Source organism: bacterium (genome assembly GCA_020444325.1).
Classification (GTDB): Bacteria; Bacteroidota; Ignavibacteria; order SZUA-365; family SZUA-365; genus BM516.
The window spans coordinates 169,895-187,551 of the sequence record JAHLLD010000006.1; the positions used below are offsets into that span (position 1 = coordinate 169,895).

The window sequence follows — 17,657 nt, forward strand, 5'->3', positions numbered from 1 at the left end:
GCTCCGTAGGTGCATCCTTGCATCCCCAGAACGCAAATAGCAGCAAAGCGACTGGAGCAATCTTTTGTATTACAGCCATGTGGTGCCCAGATGTGCTGACAACACTCCAGCGACCAGTAGAACCAAGGCAACGTTTACGTCAATACTTGTTTGCATCGCGGTTCGTGTATACAATAAGCTTAGCAGTCAGGTGTTCAGGAAACCTGCACACTTCAGATCTCAATATCAAGGACACATGAACATCATAGTTGTTCCTTCCAACGCAAATGTTCTCATTGGGTGGAAACCGGCACCTGCAACATCTGAGCGATTGTTGTGTCTTTGCAATAGCCACACGGTGAAAGCTGTGTACACCATATCACTTCTCCTGCTGTTTCTGTTTCCTGCGTCTGGACAGAGCAGCGCTCCGGAGCTTCCACGCATCGGCAACAGAATTACTGCGGCGGAGCAGGCGTATTTCGAGCTGTTCACCGGAGTCGATGGGTTTGCACATGCAGACTTGCGTTGGTGTGGGATGGACAGTGTGTGCTGCACCGTTGTGAGCGAAGTGGGAACGGTGCCTGACATCAGGTTTGATGCACTGGAATTCACCGTACTCAGCGAATGGGTTGCACAGTACGAGCGCTTCCACCTCTCACCTGATGGCATTACCACTGCCTTCTCTGAGTTCCTCAAACGTCGAGAAGATGCCGCGCAGTTACGGGCCTTTTCCAGGCTCATCATGAAAAAGATCATAGTAATAGATAACGGAAGGTTCTCGCTGCCGTCACTTCCGACCGTTGTCACCCAGGATGGCAATCGCCTTCACCGCCCCCTGCTCGCCGTTTCGGATTCCGCATTGTTCGTTTGGGACAGCGATGAGGTGTATGATGCAGCGCTGACGGACCGCTACTTGCGTCGCATCGCGATCGAGGAAATCCGCTCCCTCGAATCTCCGAACTACCTTCCCCTCGGTCCGTCAATCGTACTCTCCAGTTATGCATTCTTGTCTCTGCTCATTTCCAGTGCGCACTCCGCGACCGCAAACGAGAAAGAACACATACCGGTAATCTATAGCACGATCGCATATACACTGCCTGCCGTCGTATTCGGTACGGGTGTGGGCTTCGCTGTTTCTGGCATTGACATGGGTTCAATGAGCACGACGGAGGAAGACTCCCTCGCTGTCAAACGGGCCGTCCAGCATCTTGTACCTTACTCCCTCTTCGGGAATGTACTTCCTCCCGAATTTCACGATTCGCGACTTACGCGGGGAGATGAGATGATTGTATACGCGGGTGACGATCGTCATCCCTATGATTTTCTCCCTGATCCGAATGCGGATTTCGCCCTGCAGCTGGGCGTAGAGTCCCTCTTCCATGTGTATGACGTCTACACACGACCGGTCAGTGCCCATGCTGCCATTTCGCTTTCCCGCCGAATCCCGCTGACGGGACATCGCGACGGCCACGGCTGGTACCTCGCCGTGCGGCCGAGGATTGCCGCAGGCTCCTTCCTCACCGCTGAATCGTGCCTGCAACTCGCATATCCGGAGAAGTTCGCATTCAACGCCGGACTCGCGTACACCCACACGTTCGAGGACCTTGGTCCTTCGGATGACGGTGGATACTGGAGAACCTACTACGAGAGTGAATATGAGCGCAATGATCTTCTTCAGGAAACATTCGTTCTAGCCGGAATGACCATCTCCTCCTCGTATGGCAATCTGGAATTCCAGGTCCGCCGCCTGCTGAAACCCGCTGTCAGCGAACATGGATACAGAACCGTAGACGTCAGCTCTGATACCAGAGATGTATTCGACAACGGAAAGAAGGTTTTCTGGGGAGTCTCATTTCTTTTGAGTGTGCGATTATAGACGAGTTCAGCATTCCCCTTGTCCCTGAAAATCCGTTCGCACATATTTCTCGCATGAAATCATATCCTGCATACATGCTCTCTCCTGACCGTGTCGATGGACGCAGCTATACGTTGTTCGGAGATTCCCCGTCAACGGAGGGGTATTACGCGACATGTCACAACATGCTTGCGGAGTTGCTGGACTCGTTCGACTCGAAAGAGATGTTGCTTGTGGGACTGCGTGCTGCAGCGAGACGGACTCGCAGAAGAGGCTTTCACGCAAACAGGGAATCACGCGGCGGGGAACCGATCACTCGTGAACAGCAGGAACGGATTGATAATGCACTGGCCCCGTTTACACGGGCGACGGAGGGACATCTCTCGCAACTTTCCTTTCTCAGGCGGCACGACAGCGTCCTGGGTATGACACGTCGACAGTATCATCTCGCCATGCTCGAAACCATGCTGGTCAACCGCATGCAGCGTGAGCGTTTCGCTGCTTCAAGCTATCGCATCGCCCTTCTCCCCCATTGCCTGCGGGATCTGACGCGGGAATGCAAAGCAGAGCGTGATGAAATCGAGATGCGCTGCCGCAAATGTTCACAAGACTGCTTCATACATCATGTGAGTGCAGCACTGGAAAGACATTCCATCAAACCGTACCTGTGGATGTCGCTCAGTAGACGCCAGCTGTTCAAACGCCTCCGGGAAAAGTCTACCTCTCCCGCAATCCTGGGCATCGCCTGCATACCAGAGCTGCTGAGCGGAATGCGCATGTGCACGCAGCATAAGGTGCCGGTGCTGGGTCTGCCGCTCAACGCCAATCGGTGCGGCAGGTGGATGGACACATTTCACCCAAACTCCATAGATCTCGGACAGCTTGACGCTCTGCTCGAAGGTATCTGAATTTCACGGACGGCGAGCTCAGAACTTCACTCCTCAGCCAGGCCGCAGCGAATCATGATGACTTCCGGTTCTATCAGTCCCTGCATACCGGTGCACTGTCCCGTAATGCGAACGGCATCACCGGCCTTGAGCGACTGCGCGCGAGCAGATTCCTCCTTGGTGAGCGTACAGGAGACGTTCCCGTCGACGCCCTCCCCGGTAACGGTCACCACGGCGATGCCTCGGTCATCGATTACAACATCACCGATGACACCGCGTACGAGCACGACCCTGTCATCCGCGACATATTTTTTCGTCGCCGCCTGCTCGTCGGTGGAGAATTCCCCTATCAGCGCGGCCGCGGTAACGGTATAGTCCGGATCCGCGCCCACGAAGTTTTTGTGCGGTTTGAAATACATTGCGAGTCCGATTCCGATGACAAGCACCGCAACGGAGGCGATGGAGAGCAGTATGATACGGGGTTTACTCATGCTGCCTCACTTTTTGTAGGGTTTATATGTCATGTCGACGGTGACTTCAAAGGATTTCGCAATTTTATCGCGCACGACACCCGGAATCTCGATACCATAATCCTCCGGCTTCACGTCGAACTTCGCGCTGATTCTGATCGTCCCCTTGCTGACCTTGATCGTCCCGGTTTCCTTGACGCTGTTGGTTTTATTGTGGATGGTCAGCTTGCCCTCCACCGTGGCTTTGTACGTACCGTCCTTTGAGAAGTTGATGTCGTCGAGATTCGTGATCGTGCCACGGAAATCGCTTTTCGGGTACTTCGACGATTCCATGTAATTCTCATTGAAATGTTCTTCCATGAGGGCACGGTCAAACTTGAAGGCCTTGATGAGCAGCTGGAAGGCCAGTTCCCCGGTGGAGGGAGTGAGGATACTCGCGACCTCGTGGTTATGGGCCTCAATGGTCTCGAGCGGTGTCTGCGAATAGAACCAGACGTGACCATTTTTGCTGATGTATTTGTCCTGTGCGCCGGCCGTCGCGACGGTCAGCAGCAGGGCGAGAATGAGGAGTGCTGTATGTTTCATATCTATATCCAATCCGATGTGACAGTTCTGGGCCTGGCTAGAGTGAGAACACGCGTGAAATATTGAAGCCGAGATGAATCGCGCCGTCTTCCCACCTCCCTGTGGTTTCGCCGATGAATCCGCGTTCAGTCATCGGCAGTGTGTTGGTCAGCATGATCTGAAAGACGTGTCCCCCTGTTTCAATGTCCGTACCGATGGAAAAGGATTGCAGCGGCTGCGTGACACCGTCGCGCCCCGGCGTAATGGGAATGAAGTACTCGGCATTGATTGAAACGCGGCTGGTGATCTTGTAGCGCCCACCGAATCCCAGCGCGAACAGGTCGTTCGGATCCAGCGCGGTAGGAACGAGATTTCTGTGCACCACAAGTGGCGTGATCTGCAGCGAGAGTTCTTCGGAAAACTTTCGCGCGATAAAGAGCTGAAAGATGTAGGAGAGACGCGAGGAGAAATAGTTTTCGCGATCAGGATAGCGCCATTTGATGGTCTGATCGTCAATGCCAGCGTAGCCTGAGATGGCGACGGGCATGTTGATTTCTCCGGTGGATTGTCTCCAAAGCTTGAACTTCGCAAAGCCGGTATACGCCTTCTGATACGAAGAGCGTCCGATACCCAGCATCAGCCAGTCGGTCACCCCGTACTCGAGTCCAAGAAAGATGGTGCTCTGATCGAGTCCCCAGAGTTCCTGTGCGCCGTCGCGCACTTCGCCGAAGCGGTGGTGAATACGGAAATCGAGCTGCCGCGCTTTCATCTGCTCGATGGAATGACCGTTGATGATGCGCGAGGCCTTGAATGTGGCCGAAGCGTACTCCGTTTTCGGCGTGGTCAGTTCATCGAGAAGATTCATGTCATCCTGCGCATGCAGCATCACAGGCAGAAGCAGGACGAGGGCGCATACGATGAAGGAGGAATGGAGAGATCTCATTGTGCACCTCCTGCCGTCGTGAAGGGAGAACTGTTGGGTGCGCCCTGGGCGATCCAGATTTCTATGATGCGAATGGAGCAGTCGGGCAATTGGGCGGAATTCTGAGGCATCGGGGTGTAACCGGGCTGCCAGTTCACCGCACCGCGGAGCCGATCGAGGTTCTGCTTCACATCGTCATACGCTTCGAGCCTGATATTGCTGCCGAACTGTGCGGAGTTCGCATTGCTGTGACAGCTGTAGCAGTTCGCTGAGAGGATGGGGACGATGCTTCCGGCAAAGGTCACGTTCGTTGTATCACAGTTGCTGCTGAGTGATGGGTACAACGCTTCTTCACTGTCATAGTAGCAGCCGGAAAGCAGGAGTCCCGCAGCCAGCGCGAAATAAAGCATTCTGAATTTCATGGTGCCCACCTCCTCAACTGCCGCAATTGGTATCTGCACCCTGGAGTATCCAGAGCTGAATAATGGTGCGCTGCTCTTGCGTCAGCGGTGGATTGGGCGATGGAGGCATGGGATTGATCCATGTACTGGTGATGGCATTGTACAGGCTGCTTTCAAACGGCTTTCCTGGCGTAACATGACGCAGAATCCCTGCGTCACTCCGCAGGTCGATCTCACCGCCGGCGTGACATCCGCTTTTGGCACAGTTGTTCTGTATGATGGGTTTGACATCGGTCTGGTAGCAAACAGTAGGCTGCTGGTCGACACCGACCGGATCGTGCTGGCAGGCGGAAGTGGCAAGAAGCAGCGCCACAATGCCTGTGCTGAGAATACCGAAATGTAGACGAGACATTGCTCCTCGTATATCAGCTGAGTGAATATTGCTTTGCTTTCATATAAACAGACAGCAGGAATGTATACGCGGTTACATTCGCTGCGTTCAGACTTACCCTTGGCTCGTTCACAGATATAGTAATGCGGACCATATAGATGCAAAAAGGTAGAAATCCGGCCCCTACCTCCAGTCAATACGGTACATCGGTATCTCCCGGAATACCTGCCCTCACTTGCGCAGGTAAAATGGCCCCAGCGCCATGCTGTCTACTTCAGTCTTGCGAAAGAGATGCAGTGCTTCCTGTGGCGTACGCACGATGGGTTCACCTGCCACGTTGAGCGAGGTGTTCAGCACCATGCCGTGTCCCGTCATTGTTTTCAGCCGCATGAGCAGCGCGTGCAATGAAGGATTGTCGTCCCGCGTTACCGTCTGCAGCCGACAGCTGCCGTCGACATGACACACCGCGGGGAACACTTTCCGGTACTGCGGTTTGAAGTAGAATACTTTCAGCATGAATGGGGATATGCCACCGTTCTCAAAATACTCGTCGACATCCTCCGCGAGAAGTGCAGCGGCAAAAGGACGAAATGGCTCGCGGTGTTTGACCTTGCGGTTCAATATGTCTTTCATGGATGGATGGAGTGGAGATGCAAGAATGCTGCGGTTGCCGAGGGCCCTGGGACCAAATTCCATTCGGCCATCAAAGCGCGCAACCACACGACCTGCCACGATATCTTCGGAAATCACCTGTGTGATATCATCGGCACGGGAATATGCAGTTTCTGCATAATGGAGTGCGTCCTTCAGTTGCGGTTCATCGAATGACGTCCCGAGGAATGCATGACGCAATGGAGTACGTCTGAACGTGGGGTCCATTCGGGAGGATACATGCAGCGCCGCTCCGAGAGATACCCCGTTGTCACCGGCAGCCGGCTGAACGAAAAGATCAGGAGTCATTTCGCGTTGCAGCCTTCCATTGAGGACGGAGTTCAGAAACAATCCGCCGGCGGCTGCCAGGGGACGCGATCCCGCATGAGGCAGTTCCCTGCGAAGCAGCGTGAATACCGTTCGCTCGACACAGGACTGCAGGGAACAGGCGAGATCCTGATGCGAAGTGTCCAACTCTTCTCCTCTCATTCTGGGTTTCATCTTCGTGCGCACGGACCATTCCTCACTGAACTGTCCATGCCGGGCCTGATGATAATCGAGAATTCCCGTCTTCAGGCGAAACCCATCTCCGTTCGTTCCCATCGCGCAGGTTTCATCAAAGAGCAGCCGGAACCGGTCCTTTCCGAACGAAGCAAGCGCCATGACTTTCCCCTCGTCACTGGTGGGCCGAAATCCGAGGAACGCCGTGACCGAAGCATAGAGGTGCCCCAGTGAATGCGGATAGCTGACTGCCATGCGGGTTTGCAGGTCATTGCCGACCCCGGAGAACAGTGAGAAGGTCGACGATTCGCCAACGCCGTCGGCCACCGCGACGTCTGCTTCTTCGTATGGAGAGGCGAGAAACGCGCTGGCAGCATGTGCGAGATGATGGTGCACATAGCGGATGCTGGCCCTGGTCGGACCGAAGCGGGTTTCAAACCCATGCCGCAACCGAATGATATTGCGAATACCCTGAAGATAATTCCCACCCCTGTGCAGTTTGCTCTGAAGAGCAGAGGGACGGCGCAGACTGTCGCGCAGCGATGCCGAAATGCGTGTCCCCCATCCGAGCCAGGGGTTCCAGCCGACGGCGATTGCGTCGATGTCGCGCATCTGCATTCCACTGATGCGAAGGCATTCATCCACGGCCAGCCAGGGCATTCCTTCAAAATGCTTGATACGATTCAGACGCTCTTCTTCCACGGCACAGAGAACTTCCCCACCGGACACCAGCGCTGCTGAAGCATCGCAAAACACACTGAGTCCCAGAATGTTCATACCCCCACCCCCTCTCCAGCGTCAAGCTGCCCGATGGCCTCACCCAATAGCTGTTCCGCCAACCGCGGCATACGTGCTTTGCCGCGAATGGGACGATAGTAGAGACGCGCGTGCGCATGAATCACGAGTCCAACATAGCAGCTGTGCTGCGTGGAGAAATACACATGTTCCTTTTTCGTGGCATGCATGGTCGCCATCCCCTGGGCTTCACATTGCAGGTCGGTGTTCTCTTCATCGAATATTACCGCTTCATACTGCATGTTCTGCCTTTCATAGAGCTGCTGCATGACACCGATATATCCCCGGGTCTGTGCCGGGAACAGCGGTGATGATTCCTTATTGGCACCATCGTAAGTCTGTGCTATCCCATGTTCGCGGTTGTATGCAATCGTCCTGCAATGCATCGCCAGCTTGCACGATCCACACAGCCAGGGCACGTAAAAGCTGCGGTAGCGCGGGATGCGCCGCTGCCAGTCCGCTCTGTACAGCTGTCGATAGAGCTTCCCGATCTCTTCCTCATGAGGAATGATGCGATGCTCGCCAAAGCGCTGCTGCAATTCACGGGTGACGACCTGATGCCGTCCCATGCGGCTCATCAGTCCGTGATGATAGGTCAGCAGGTGCACCCTCTCGGCAGACTTCAATGCACGAAGCACCGCCAGTGTAGAATCTGGTCCTCCTGAAAACAGTACGGATATATCACTCATCATTCCTCCTTCCTGGTTGTTATCGGGGATTCTGTCCCTGTTGAGATTGCTGCGCGGTGAGGTGAAGTACGCATGAGGGATTGAGCGGCATGCGGGTACACATATCCACCTCGTACCCGAAGACGTCGCAGCGCCGACGTACTTCCTGCTCATCAAGATAGGCGGCGTTGAAGCCGAGAAGCAGAAGGCCCTGCGGACGCAGGCGCGGCCTGGCATCAGCGAGCAGGCGCTCAATAAATTCGTAGCCCGATTCCCCGCCACACCAGTCCGTTTCCGAAGGGTGCATGCGGTCTATCTCCCGCGACCTGCCATCCGCACGCGGAATATACAGTGTGTTTGAAAACACCAGGTCGTACTGCCCGGTAAATGCGGCAAACAGATCGCTCTCGATCACGGACACACTGGACGCCGTACCTGCGACTTCCTGGCTGGCGGATTGAACGTACGTGGGATTGATGTCGCCCGCATCCACCGTACATGTGCAGAGGCGCCTGGCGATGCGCGCAAGCAGCGCATAAGGCCCCGTACCGATCTCCGCGACACGCATTCCGCTGCGCAGGCGCAGGCGCAGTGCACGCTGCAGCACCAGTGTCGTCATGTCCCAGTGAATCCGTTCACTGCCCTGAAGCCGCACGCCGAAAAGCAATGCCGTAAGCATCGCATTTCTGCGCAGCCCCCTGTTCAACACCTTCCTTGCAAGTCCCATAGCCCGGCCATTCTGATCAACATCCCGCTGTCCACCACGAAAGACACATGAATATCCGGATAATTACCCGGCAATAAAATTTTCCTTCCAACCCCTCACTCCGGCGATGCTGCTTCCTCGAGGAGCAGGCGAAATTCCCCGTCACGTGAATCGGCAGTGAATCCTGCATGCATGCAGAATGGTGCGAGGTAATGCGGCGCGCGAAGCGATTGAATGTCGGAGGCCTTGAGCTGCAGGGCGAGGTCCCGCAGCAGAGCATGCCCATAACCGTTGCCGCGGAGGCTCTGCTCGACGATGACCGCCTGCAGCTCAGCTTCGGATGTGGGCAGGACGGAAAATACAGCACCACCAGCGACTCTCTGCCTGTCGTCGATAAGCGCCAGGTATCTCAGGTTTTCACCTGACGGAACGGGAAGCCGTTCCTGCACAAGCAGGGCGAGAATGCTTCCTGTCTCGGCGGCGGACAGTGGTTCACGAATCAGCATCTCCCCGCTTCCGGTGGTTTCCATGGGATGCTCGACAACGGCGGATTTTCTTCCCGCGATCTGCGTCCTCACGAGCTGCAGGTCTGCTCCCTCCGCTGCGGGGAACACCATGCGTAAAAACTGCTCGCGCATGCCGCCGGCGGGAATCTGCTCCTGCAATTCGGCCAGTTCAACGCTGCGCGTAACGGCGAAACTGCTGTCCCTGTGCAGGCGCAGGATAAGTTCATCGAGCTGCTGTCCGCAGTCGCCTGGAAGCCCACCGAGCACCGTCCGCCGCGTCACAAACCACCGCGCGGCGGTGCCGTATCGCATGACACCATACAGATCGAGCACGTGACGGAGGTAATCCTCCCCGCGTTCCTCCACGAGCAGCGGATACGTGTGCGCCCAATCGCGCCAGCAGGCGACGGCATTCCGTACCGCAATAGGTGGATTGTAACGCTGTGCACGCTGCTCCAGTTCGTAACGGATCAGTGCGGCAGTCTTCATATCGAGGTGCACTCCACGCGCATCCAGCATCTCATCCACATGCTGCAGCAGTTCCGTCGCTTCCTGTTCACCAAGCACCTCAGCGCAGGCATCAATGACCCAGGAAGGCTGCAGGCGGGATGTATTCCAGCGCTCTGCCGCACGCCGGAGAATATCAAAGAGTCCTTCAATGAGACAGTGCGTCCCGTCGCAACTCCGCCATCCTTCGACCGAGGCGAGCACCGCTCCCTCGCGATAGCGCAACAGTGGTACGATGACATTTTCCGCTTCAATGGCGCCGGGCAGCAGTTCATGACTGCTATCGCGCCAGCCGCGTATCCAGGCAGACAAACCGGATATCCACCAGCGACGCAGCTCTGCTTCATCGGCCTGCGCCGCACCGCGATCCATAAACTCCGCCAGGCTGCGACCCGCAGATTCCGCGAGAGCAATGGCCCCTGCTTCCGGCATGAAGCTCCCGAAGCGCGGGAGCGCTGCATGGCGCACAGGAGCACCGGAAATCCGCAGAAGCCGCAGCACATCCTCGTGCATCGCTTTCTCGCGGTAGCGGTCATCGAGCAGGAGACGGAAGGTAAATCTTCTCCCCGTGCGTGTCTGCAATATGACGCGGAAAGATCGCGAGCCGCTTCTGGACGAAGGCAGCGCTTCAATCAGGATCTGATCGAGCACCATCGCTTCCGAACCGAGTCCGTCAATACCGAAAAGCATGAGAACCGTAAGGGAGAGAAACGGCGTCTCAGCGAGCAATACGCGCAGCCGATCACGATCCGCGCCGGCGGCGTCCGGCATTGCATCAAGCGCAGCATCGAGCAGGTGCAGGAGACTGTCACGTCTGGTGGATGACGCTTCCTGCCTGCGGACGTAGACATCCTTCAGCGCATAGAACAACTCTCCTGCCCTGTCACGCATCTCATCGATCTGCATCCACAGCGCCAGTTCCGCGCGCACGTCGTAGACGAAGGACGCATCCCGCGCGGCCAGGCGGTAGAGGAGCACGAGAAGATGGTTGTACACGCGTTGTTCCGCTGCAGAGGGATGCGGCTGCTGCTGACGGTAACTGTGCAGACGGCGGCGCAGAGCTGCCAGCCGCTCACCGCGCATGTCGGGCGAAGCGATACGGTCGAGGGCGGGACCATCGAGGAAACTGCGCTCGGACCGCATGAACGCATTGTACGGTGCGGCATCCTCTGGCATTGGATCGAACAGCAACAGTGTTTCGTAGGCGCGGATGCGCACGGCCTCATCCGGATGCCAGGCACAGGCACCGAGGCGTTTGCGGAGCAGGGACAGATGCCGGTGCGGTATCGACTCAAGCGCGGCGCCGAGATCATCGAAGAGCTGCAGTGCCAGAGGGGAATCCGCAGTGAAGGTAATGGACAGCATGCGATGCAGCTGCTGCAGCACGGTGCCGATACTGGCCTTCGACGACGCGTCCACTCCCACCTCGGTGCGATCAGCGCCGTCCGACATACGCACAGCATCGACAGGCCATTGCAGCGGGATCACCGCTTCGACTTCATCGAGCGGGACATCCCACCCCTCGTGACAGGGGAGGAAACCGGTCAATGCTGCATTCCCTGTCCAACCATACGGCTGCCTGCAGAGGCGTCCGAGATCCACGGTCGCCGAACGCAGCTGGTATTCGAGATCACCAATTCGCCAGTGTCCCTCATTCCTTCCGGCCGCGACGGGGAGCAGTGCGCGGGTGGCCGCGTTATAGAGTCCCTCAGGACGCAGTTGCAAATCCCGTTCAGTGCACCCGAGATCCCGCAGCATCCACAACGGCAGACGCAGGCGCAGGCCGGCAATCTCGAAGCGCAGCGCGCGTTCCTGGTACATGCGCGCGATCTCCGCACTGTAGTTCTCCCTGATGCGCTTTCGATTGAGCGAGCCCTTGGGCGTGAGCTCACCGCGGGATTCGGAAAAGTCTTCATCGAGCAGCGTGAATTCGAGAATGCGTTCGTATACGGGAAGCTCCCTGTTCACGGCACGGATGATCTCGTTGAAATATCGCTCCCGCTGCTGCGTGGAGGCAAGCTTTTCGAGAATGGGAGCGGACGCATCGAGAACGATCAGCAGAGTATTATGCGCGCGTCCATCACCGGCCAGGAAACAACGCCTGATGCCGGGCACATCCTGAAAACGGTTCTCGACCGCCAGAGGAGCAATGGTCTGTCCCCTGCTGTTCTTGTAGATATCCTTCACACGGTCAACAATGCGGTAATGCCCGCTCTCACTCTGTGCGAACAGGTCGCCTGTTGGAATCCACCGTCCATGCAGCGACTCCCCATCCCCGGATTCTTCCGACACCTCGGTTGCGTTTTCCAGCGGAGTGGCCACGTAGGGACCGCGCATTTCCATCTCGCAGTTTTCGCGCAGGCGCACGTCGATGCCGGGCAGAGGGATGCCGACGGAGTCGGCTTCATACGCACCGGGCGGTGTCATGAGTATGCCGCCTGTCGCTTCCGTCATTCCGAAACCACTGCCGAGCGCCACACCATGCTGATGGAAGTAGCGAAAGACCGATGGACTCAGGTACCCGGCTGCCGAGAGTCCCCAGCGCAATTTCCCTCCACAGGCCGCAGCAAGCGTATCGAAGCGGTCCGCTTCCTCCCGCAGCTCGACCCAGCGCTGGGGGATGCTGATCAGTCCTGTCGGCTGCACCTCGCGCATACGTGCGAACAGTGCTTCACGACCGGAACTGCCGACGAACACGTATCGTCCTCCCCAGAACAGCATGCCCTGCAGTTCGAGAAAACGTCCGAAGGTATGAAACAGCGGCAGGTAAGCGGCGAGCGTTTCATCGTCGCCGACATCAGGCAGCGCCGCCGCGCGCGCGAAGCGCTTGCTCACCATGTTCATCTGCGAGAAGGCAACGCCTTTGGGGAGTCCGGTAGAACCCGAAGTAAACATGACGGTCGAAGTACCCGTATACGGAATGTCCCTTGCCGATTGCCCGCCTTCGCCAACCGGCAGACTCCTTTCCCGGTTTTTGGCGATGAAGGCATCGAACAGTTCGACACCTTGCTCTTCCGGATTTCCCGCGCCGATGAACACGGGGAGCAGCTCGAGTCCGTATTCCGCCATGACGCGGAGCAGGAGCCGCAGCCGCTCGTTGGTGTCGACGAACACGAGGTTGATACGGAGCTGCTGCAGAATGGACGCAAGCGATGACTCGTCGAGATGCACGCTCAGTGGCGTATTGAGAATGCCATGTACCAGGCAGGACAGATCGCACAGTGCTCCTTCAAGCGAATTGGCGGTGAAGAGTGCGACACGGGGATGCGTCCCCGGTGTCCCTGCACGCATTGCATGCGCAATGATACCGCATTGTTTCTCCACCTGAGCGAAACTCAGTCTGCGTCTCTCGCCGTCTCCCTCCTCGAGGTAACAGGCGGTCCCATGACTGCGTGCACGGTCGGCTAGCAGATCTCCCACCCCATAGCGGAGCCGGAGCAGGACCGCGCGCACCGTCTTTTCATAAATACCGTATCGTTGTTCCTGGGTGAGCGCGCACCGGAATTCCGCGCCCGCAGCGGCGGAAAGGAATTCGCGCAGCGCCGCATTCAAACGATCCGTCGCATTGAAATGCGGGAGGGCGGAGTGGATCAGGTTCAGCATACGAGCTGGAATATCCGGATCCCGCTGCCGCTGATATTGCTGAAGGAGGTCCTCAATCGCTGCGGGCATGTATTGAAACTACGCAGACGTCCGTCAACTGTCAATGCGCAGCGGTGTCATGCTGCACAGTAGCTTAATGCCTAATGAGACAACGCGCAGTTTGCATTCCCCACGTCCCTTGCAGCACAACAAGGTATAATCCACTGTCCCATGACTCTGTCGTGAGGGAAATGATGGCATTGCCGTCCACCGTCCGCTGTGCCACGCAACGACCTGAAATATCAAACACGGTGATTGATCTTCCCCGGGATGCGAAATCGCGGACGTCGAGTTGCAGGATATCATCGGCCGGCTGTGGATGCAGTGAAAGCTCAGGCAGCTGATGATGTTGCGGCACACGCGGAACCGCTGTCGAGCCGTCCAGTTTTCGTCGGTAGAATCCACCTCGCGAGGGACTTGCGTATATCCACCCGTCATGGACCGTCAGGAGCCGTGCATCGCGGGAATCTGGAAGTCCTTCATCCCATGCATACCAGGGCCCCATATGATCATCAAGTCGTGACAACCTGATGTCTTCCCCGGTCGCAAAGATCTGTTTCCCATGTGAGAGAATCGACCGTACCTGACCTCCCTCTGCTGGTGCGATACCAAGTGGTTCCCACGGTTCGCTGTCGTTTGATTTCCAGTAAATCCAGTTTTGATGGGCGTTCGGCCCCTGGAAACCGATGTATACACCGAAGGGATCGCTCCATGATACATATGCCTCTTCGCTTGGGAGACCCTCACGATCAGTTTGCCAGGTACTCCCGCCGTCAACTGACCGCACAACATGCCGACCGCAGCTGTAGTATGTAGATTCGAGACTGCGTACTGCGTCAGGATAAAAGCCGAACGGAACGTCTCCGGATCTCCAACTGGATCCCATATCGGTAGAATACCCGATGAAGTTTTGTGCCGCCGCAAACAGCACGCCATTGTGTACTGATAGATGCGCTTCAGAAACAGCATCCAATTCTTCCATGCGTTCCCAGGATTTTCCGGCGTCGTCTGACTTCCAGTATCCCGCAAATTTCGTTGCATACAGGAGTGATGAACCGACGGCAAGAAGCTGACTAGCCTCCTCAGATGCTGGAGTTCCAAACGGACCAGGCCGGAGCCACTCCCATATGCCTTCTTTCTTTGTGTAGATTCCCGGTTGCCCGCGCATCGCGATGAACCTATCATTTCCTACCCAGGCCACACTACTCACGCTGTTGGGAGATGTGGTCCCGAATTTCCAATGCACCCCGTAATCGTCCGACAGCAACACTCCGGGGCCGTTCAAGGACAGCGCAATGCGATCGCCGATGATAACGCCATCAAAGACATTTACGCGACTGAGTCCGAATGTCTCAGCATGAAACGTCTCCCCTCCATCCAGGCTAATGTGCGGATTGTATGCGCCTCCTGCTATCACAATTGAATCTGTCACAGTAAGGGCGGTCCAGATACTGTACGCAAACTGAATTGGAGCACGAGTCCAATTCTTCCCATCCTCCGACCTGATCAGTCCCCCAGTCTCTTCGGTCGCGAAAAGATAGCGACTGTTCGCGGCGATGCGAAAGATAGGTAAGCCTGAGGGACTGTTCGAGAACAGTTCCCACCTCCCATTCTTGTACATATAAAACAACCCGAACCTGGATCCGGCTACAGGACGGCCGCGAAACATCGTAATGGTGAACATCAGCCTTTCACTGTCAAGCCCTTCCCCACTGTTTTTCCAGACTTTGCCGGATGGGTCTGTCGAGAGCAGTACACCCTGTTTGGAGGTAGGTATGAAGACGGTATCCTGATGGACGAGAACATGGAATGCCTCGAAGCCATCATGGACCTTCTTCCACACGCGTTCTGAGTAATCAAAGCACCAGAGTGAAGTACTGCATGTGGAAAAATGCCGTGCAAGAACCCAGTTCTGTGCAAATGCGTGATAGAAGCGCAAATCATGGAAATCCCATTCCTGAGGTTCATGTTGCGGAAACCAATTGTCTCCCCTGTCTGGTGAGTACTGCCCACGAACCGTCAGTGTGTCACCAACACAAAGGATGCTGGTGAACGAGCCCCCGGGAGGAACATCAAGTTTGGTCCACTGGCCTGATGACTGCGCGGACACATTACATGGAGTGAGGATTATCGCGATTACGATCGTGAGAAAGAGAGTGGATGCAATCCTGTACATGGTTACCCCCCTGTAGGTGTAGAAATTTTCAACCCTGTCCGCTGTGAACTTCAACACGCGACTGAATCATTAGTTACAGCGTTGTCACTCGAGAGCGTTCTGGTTCAGGAAGGAATAGATCGAGCGCCGCACGAACAAGTACTTATTAACGGGTACTCAGGGGAAGGGTCAACGGAGGGAGCGTTTGATTGCCGGGTCGTTGAGCAGGCGGGCGATGGATCTTTTGACGCCTGGAGAAAGGGTTTCGAGGTGCCAGTCCTGCGTCAGACCTGTAATTTCATTCGCCAGCTCGGGATATTTTTTCGCCATCCTGACGATGTGGCGGAAGGCGGTGATGCGGACGGAAGGAGACTTGGCGGGCTGCTCCCAGACGGACACGCAGTGATCGAAAAGGCGCGCTTCGTGCTCCTCATTCAACTCCATGCGAGAAAGGATTTTCATGAGTTCGCGCTGATGTCCATCCTCCCGCTTCGGAATGGTCGCGATGATTTTCGAACGATACCTGCGCACACGCGCGTCATTGTCTTCCATGCAGTCGAACAGCAGCCACGCCGCCCGCCAGGCCAGCGGCTGCCTGTCCGAGAGCGCCAGCACGACGGCCTCGTCGAAGGATTCGGGATGATCCTTCAGCCACGGAATCATCTCCTCCTTGTAGGCTTCCGTCAGAATCCGTTCGAGCGCGGTGCTCATCGTGAACCCCGGGGATTCGTGCATATTCCCAGTCTGTTCTTCACTTCCTAATCGTCATAAACATGTTCCAGCGTCCAGTACAGGAATTCCAGGGGACGCGTCCTTCTCTCCGACGCAATGACATTCCCTTCCGCGTTCACAAGATAGATATTGCCCTGTAACGACTGCGGTGACGGGAAGAGCCGTTTCTCGAACGAAGAAGAATCGAAATCCGCGACAAAACCGGGCAAGCTCCACCCCGCCTTTTGCACCTCATCCCAGGATGCGTTGTACGTGCTGTCTCTGTAATAGAGGAACACGAACTTGAGTTCCACCCTCGCATACTGCTGATGAAGAAGGTGGTAAAACGCGTATTGCTGTTCTTCCGTGGTGGCCGAAACAAGTGCCAACAGATAGGGATGACCTTGAAGTGAGTCCCCGGTGAGAACCTTCTGGTCGTCACCGATAGACATCAATCGAAAATTGCCGATGGGATATTCCCTTGCCGGACGGTCCATTGTATCTTCCCAGGCATCACGCGTTTCCGGGAAAAACACTGCGAACATGGAGAGATCCGATTCAAGTTCATCGATTGCAGCCTGCAGCTGCGGACTCAAGTCCGAACCCTCAATGGAGCCGCGTCCCCCATCCGAACACGCACAGACCAACGCGACGGCGATACATAACACTGTTCGTAGAACCATGATGCTCTCTATCGCAGTATGACAGACTTCCAGTAGTAAGATAATTTATCGGTTGAAATTCAGGAAAGTCCGAACACCGCCTTGAGTGCGCGGTCGATTGCCTCGAGGTGCCGTGCTTCGAGTGTGCCACGAATGCGGACCAGGCGCTGCCTGTGATCAACGGGACGCGTTTGCAGACAGTCTGCCAGTGACAGCTTGTCCAGCCCGTTTTCCTCCGAAGGGTTGATCTCGACATTCGTGAGTATTTCCGCTTTTTTCTCCGTCCACCCTGTGAGAGGCACTACCTGCAAAACCGGAAGCCTTCGGCTGTATATTTCATTGGTCACAATGACGCAGGGACGAACTTTGCCAGACTCCGAACCGCGTACCGGTTCGAGGTTAATGTCGATGACCATTCCGCGTCGTAAACTGTTCATCCGGGCCACTGCGTCGCTGCGTCTTCGGTCCATTCTTTCATCTCTTCATCCCCATCGTACACCTCAGCGTAAAGCTCCGCAGACGCTTCCAAGCGCTGCCGCTCAAGTTCCGAGGAAAACAAATCCAGGGCCGCTCTCACAAGTGCGCTCTTATCCTTGAAACCATACCTCTTGCACTGCTCGAGAACACGCAGATGTGACTCGTCGATACTGAATTTGGCCTGTTTCATCGCAACAACCCCCTCGT

Annotated in this window: 16 protein-coding genes; 2 read left to right on the top strand and 14 right to left on the bottom strand. The window is 56.2% G+C overall.

What is annotated here, in order from left to right; translation table 11 throughout:
• Nucleotides 1-346: 346 nt before the first annotated feature.
• Together KQI65_10050 and KQI65_10055 are read left to right on the top strand one after the other, a co-directional pair.
• Nucleotides 347-1,855: a hypothetical protein gene (locus KQI65_10050; protein MCB2205080.1), complete on the top strand. Its 1,509-nt coding sequence runs from the start codon at nucleotides 347-349 to the stop codon at nucleotides 1,853-1,855.
• Between the two features lie 53 nt (nucleotides 1,856-1,908).
• Nucleotides 1,909-2,742: a DUF116 domain-containing protein gene (locus KQI65_10055; protein ID MCB2205081.1), complete on the top strand. Its 834-nt coding sequence runs from the start codon at nucleotides 1,909-1,911 to the stop codon at nucleotides 2,740-2,742.
• A gap of 26 nt (nucleotides 2,743-2,768) precedes the next feature.
• Here KQI65_10055 and KQI65_10060 read toward each other — a convergent pair whose 3' ends face one another.
• The 14 genes from KQI65_10060 to KQI65_10125 form a co-directional block, all read right to left on the bottom strand.
• A complete protein-coding gene (locus KQI65_10060; protein ID MCB2205082.1) occupies nucleotides 2,769-3,212 on the bottom strand; it encodes an OB-fold putative lipoprotein in 444 nt (147 codons plus the stop codon).
• Nucleotides 3,213-3,218: 6 nt separating this feature from the next.
• Nucleotides 3,219-3,776 carry a YceI family protein gene (locus tag KQI65_10065; protein ID MCB2205083.1) on the bottom strand — a complete coding sequence of 186 codons (558 nt, stop codon included), beginning with the start codon at nucleotides 3,774-3,776 and terminating at the stop codon, nucleotides 3,219-3,221.
• Between the two features lie 37 nt (nucleotides 3,777-3,813).
• Nucleotides 3,814-4,641 carry a hypothetical protein gene (locus tag KQI65_10070; protein MCB2205084.1) on the bottom strand — a complete coding sequence of 276 codons (828 nt, stop codon included), beginning with the start codon at nucleotides 4,639-4,641 and terminating at the stop codon, nucleotides 3,814-3,816.
• A 53-nt stretch (nucleotides 4,642-4,694) separates the two neighbouring features.
• The gene (locus tag KQI65_10075) at nucleotides 4,695-5,099 is read right to left on the bottom strand and encodes a hypothetical protein (GenBank protein MCB2205085.1); all 405 of its coding nucleotides are present in this window, start codon (nucleotides 5,097-5,099) and stop codon (nucleotides 4,695-4,697) included.
• A 13-nt stretch (nucleotides 5,100-5,112) separates the two neighbouring features.
• Nucleotides 5,113-5,490: a hypothetical protein gene (locus KQI65_10080; GenBank protein ID MCB2205086.1), complete on the bottom strand. Its 378-nt coding sequence runs from the start codon at nucleotides 5,488-5,490 to the stop codon at nucleotides 5,113-5,115.
• 210 nt (nucleotides 5,491-5,700) lie between these two features.
• A complete protein-coding gene (locus KQI65_10085; GenBank protein ID MCB2205087.1) occupies nucleotides 5,701-7,398 on the bottom strand; it encodes a hypothetical protein in 1,698 nt (565 codons plus the stop codon).
• Nucleotides 7,395-8,105: a 7-cyano-7-deazaguanine synthase gene (locus KQI65_10090; protein ID MCB2205088.1), complete on the bottom strand. Its 711-nt coding sequence runs from the start codon at nucleotides 8,103-8,105 to the stop codon at nucleotides 7,395-7,397. Before KQI65_10090 ends, KQI65_10085 begins: the two co-directional genes overlap by 4 nt.
• A gap of 19 nt (nucleotides 8,106-8,124) precedes the next feature.
• Nucleotides 8,125-8,763, bottom strand: a complete 639-nt coding sequence (locus KQI65_10095) for a methyltransferase (GenBank protein MCB2205089.1) — start codon at nucleotides 8,761-8,763, stop codon at nucleotides 8,125-8,127.
• Between the two features lie 143 nt (nucleotides 8,764-8,906).
• Entirely contained in the window at nucleotides 8,907-13,475 is a 4,569-nt protein-coding gene (locus KQI65_10100) for an AMP-binding protein (GenBank protein MCB2205090.1), read from the bottom strand.
• 64 nt (nucleotides 13,476-13,539) lie between these two features.
• Complete coding sequence (locus KQI65_10105) at nucleotides 13,540-14,427, bottom strand: T9SS type A sorting domain-containing protein (GenBank protein MCB2205091.1); 888 nt, start codon at nucleotides 14,425-14,427, stop codon at nucleotides 13,540-13,542.
• A 1,362-nt stretch (nucleotides 14,428-15,789) separates the two neighbouring features.
• Nucleotides 15,790-16,335, bottom strand: coding sequence for a hypothetical protein (locus tag KQI65_10110; protein MCB2205092.1), 546 nt, complete (start codon nucleotides 16,333-16,335; stop codon nucleotides 15,790-15,792).
• 23 nt (nucleotides 16,336-16,358) lie between these two features.
• On the bottom strand, nucleotides 16,359-16,994 hold the full coding sequence (locus KQI65_10115) for a hypothetical protein (GenBank protein MCB2205093.1): 636 nt from the start codon (nucleotides 16,992-16,994) through the stop codon (nucleotides 16,359-16,361).
• 59 nt (nucleotides 16,995-17,053) lie between these two features.
• The gene (locus KQI65_10120) at nucleotides 17,054-17,410 is read right to left on the bottom strand and encodes a type II toxin-antitoxin system PemK/MazF family toxin (GenBank protein ID MCB2205094.1); all 357 of its coding nucleotides are present in this window, start codon (nucleotides 17,408-17,410) and stop codon (nucleotides 17,054-17,056) included.
• A complete protein-coding gene (locus tag KQI65_10125; protein MCB2205095.1) occupies nucleotides 17,407-17,640 on the bottom strand; it encodes a hypothetical protein in 234 nt (77 codons plus the stop codon). The genes KQI65_10120 and KQI65_10125 overlap by 4 nt, the downstream gene beginning before the upstream one ends.
• Between the last annotated feature and the right edge of the window lie 17 nt (nucleotides 17,641-17,657).

What these genes read in the sequence shown, in the direction of transcription:
- KQI65_10075 (MCB2205085.1), bottom strand. Translation starts at nt 5,099, where the DNA reads ATGAAATTCAGAATGCTTTATTTCGCGCTGGCTGCGGGACTCCTGCTT.
- KQI65_10100 (MCB2205090.1), bottom strand. Translation starts at nt 13,475, where the DNA reads ATGCCCGCAGCGATTGAGGACCTCCTTCAGCAATATCAGCGGCAGCGG.
- KQI65_10110 (MCB2205092.1), bottom strand. Translation starts at nt 16,335, where the DNA reads ATGCACGAATCCCCGGGGTTCACGATGAGCACCGCGCTCGAACGGATT.
- KQI65_10080 (MCB2205086.1), bottom strand. Translation starts at nt 5,490, where the DNA reads ATGTCTCGTCTACATTTCGGTATTCTCAGCACAGGCATTGTGGCGCTG.
- KQI65_10085 (MCB2205087.1), bottom strand. Translation starts at nt 7,398, where the DNA reads ATGAACATTCTGGGACTCAGTGTGTTTTGCGATGCTTCAGCAGCGCTG.
- KQI65_10060 (MCB2205082.1), bottom strand. Translation starts at nt 3,212, where the DNA reads ATGAGTAAACCCCGTATCATACTGCTCTCCATCGCCTCCGTTGCGGTG.
- KQI65_10095 (MCB2205089.1), bottom strand. Translation starts at nt 8,763, where the DNA reads ATGCTTACGGCATTGCTTTTCGGCGTGCGGCTTCAGGGCAGTGAACGG.
- KQI65_10065 (MCB2205083.1), bottom strand. Translation starts at nt 3,776, where the DNA reads ATGAAACATACAGCACTCCTCATTCTCGCCCTGCTGCTGACCGTCGCG.
- KQI65_10090 (MCB2205088.1), bottom strand. Translation starts at nt 8,105, where the DNA reads ATGAGTGATATATCCGTACTGTTTTCAGGAGGACCAGATTCTACACTG.
- KQI65_10055 (MCB2205081.1), top strand. Translation starts at nt 1,909, where the DNA reads ATGAAATCATATCCTGCATACATGCTCTCTCCTGACCGTGTCGATGGA.
- KQI65_10115 (MCB2205093.1), bottom strand. Translation starts at nt 16,994, where the DNA reads ATGGTTCTACGAACAGTGTTATGTATCGCCGTCGCGTTGGTCTGTGCG.
- KQI65_10070 (MCB2205084.1), bottom strand. Translation starts at nt 4,641, where the DNA reads ATGCTGCATGCGCAGGATGACATGAATCTTCTCGATGAACTGACCACG.
- KQI65_10125 (MCB2205095.1), bottom strand. Translation starts at nt 17,640, where the DNA reads ATGAAACAGGCCAAATTCAGTATCGACGAGTCACATCTGCGTGTTCTC.
- KQI65_10105 (MCB2205091.1), bottom strand. Translation starts at nt 14,427, where the DNA reads ATGGAAGAATTGGATGCTGTTTCTGAAGCGCATCTATCAGTACACAAT.
- KQI65_10120 (MCB2205094.1), bottom strand. Translation starts at nt 17,410, where the DNA reads ATGAACAGTTTACGACGCGGAATGGTCATCGACATTAACCTCGAACCG.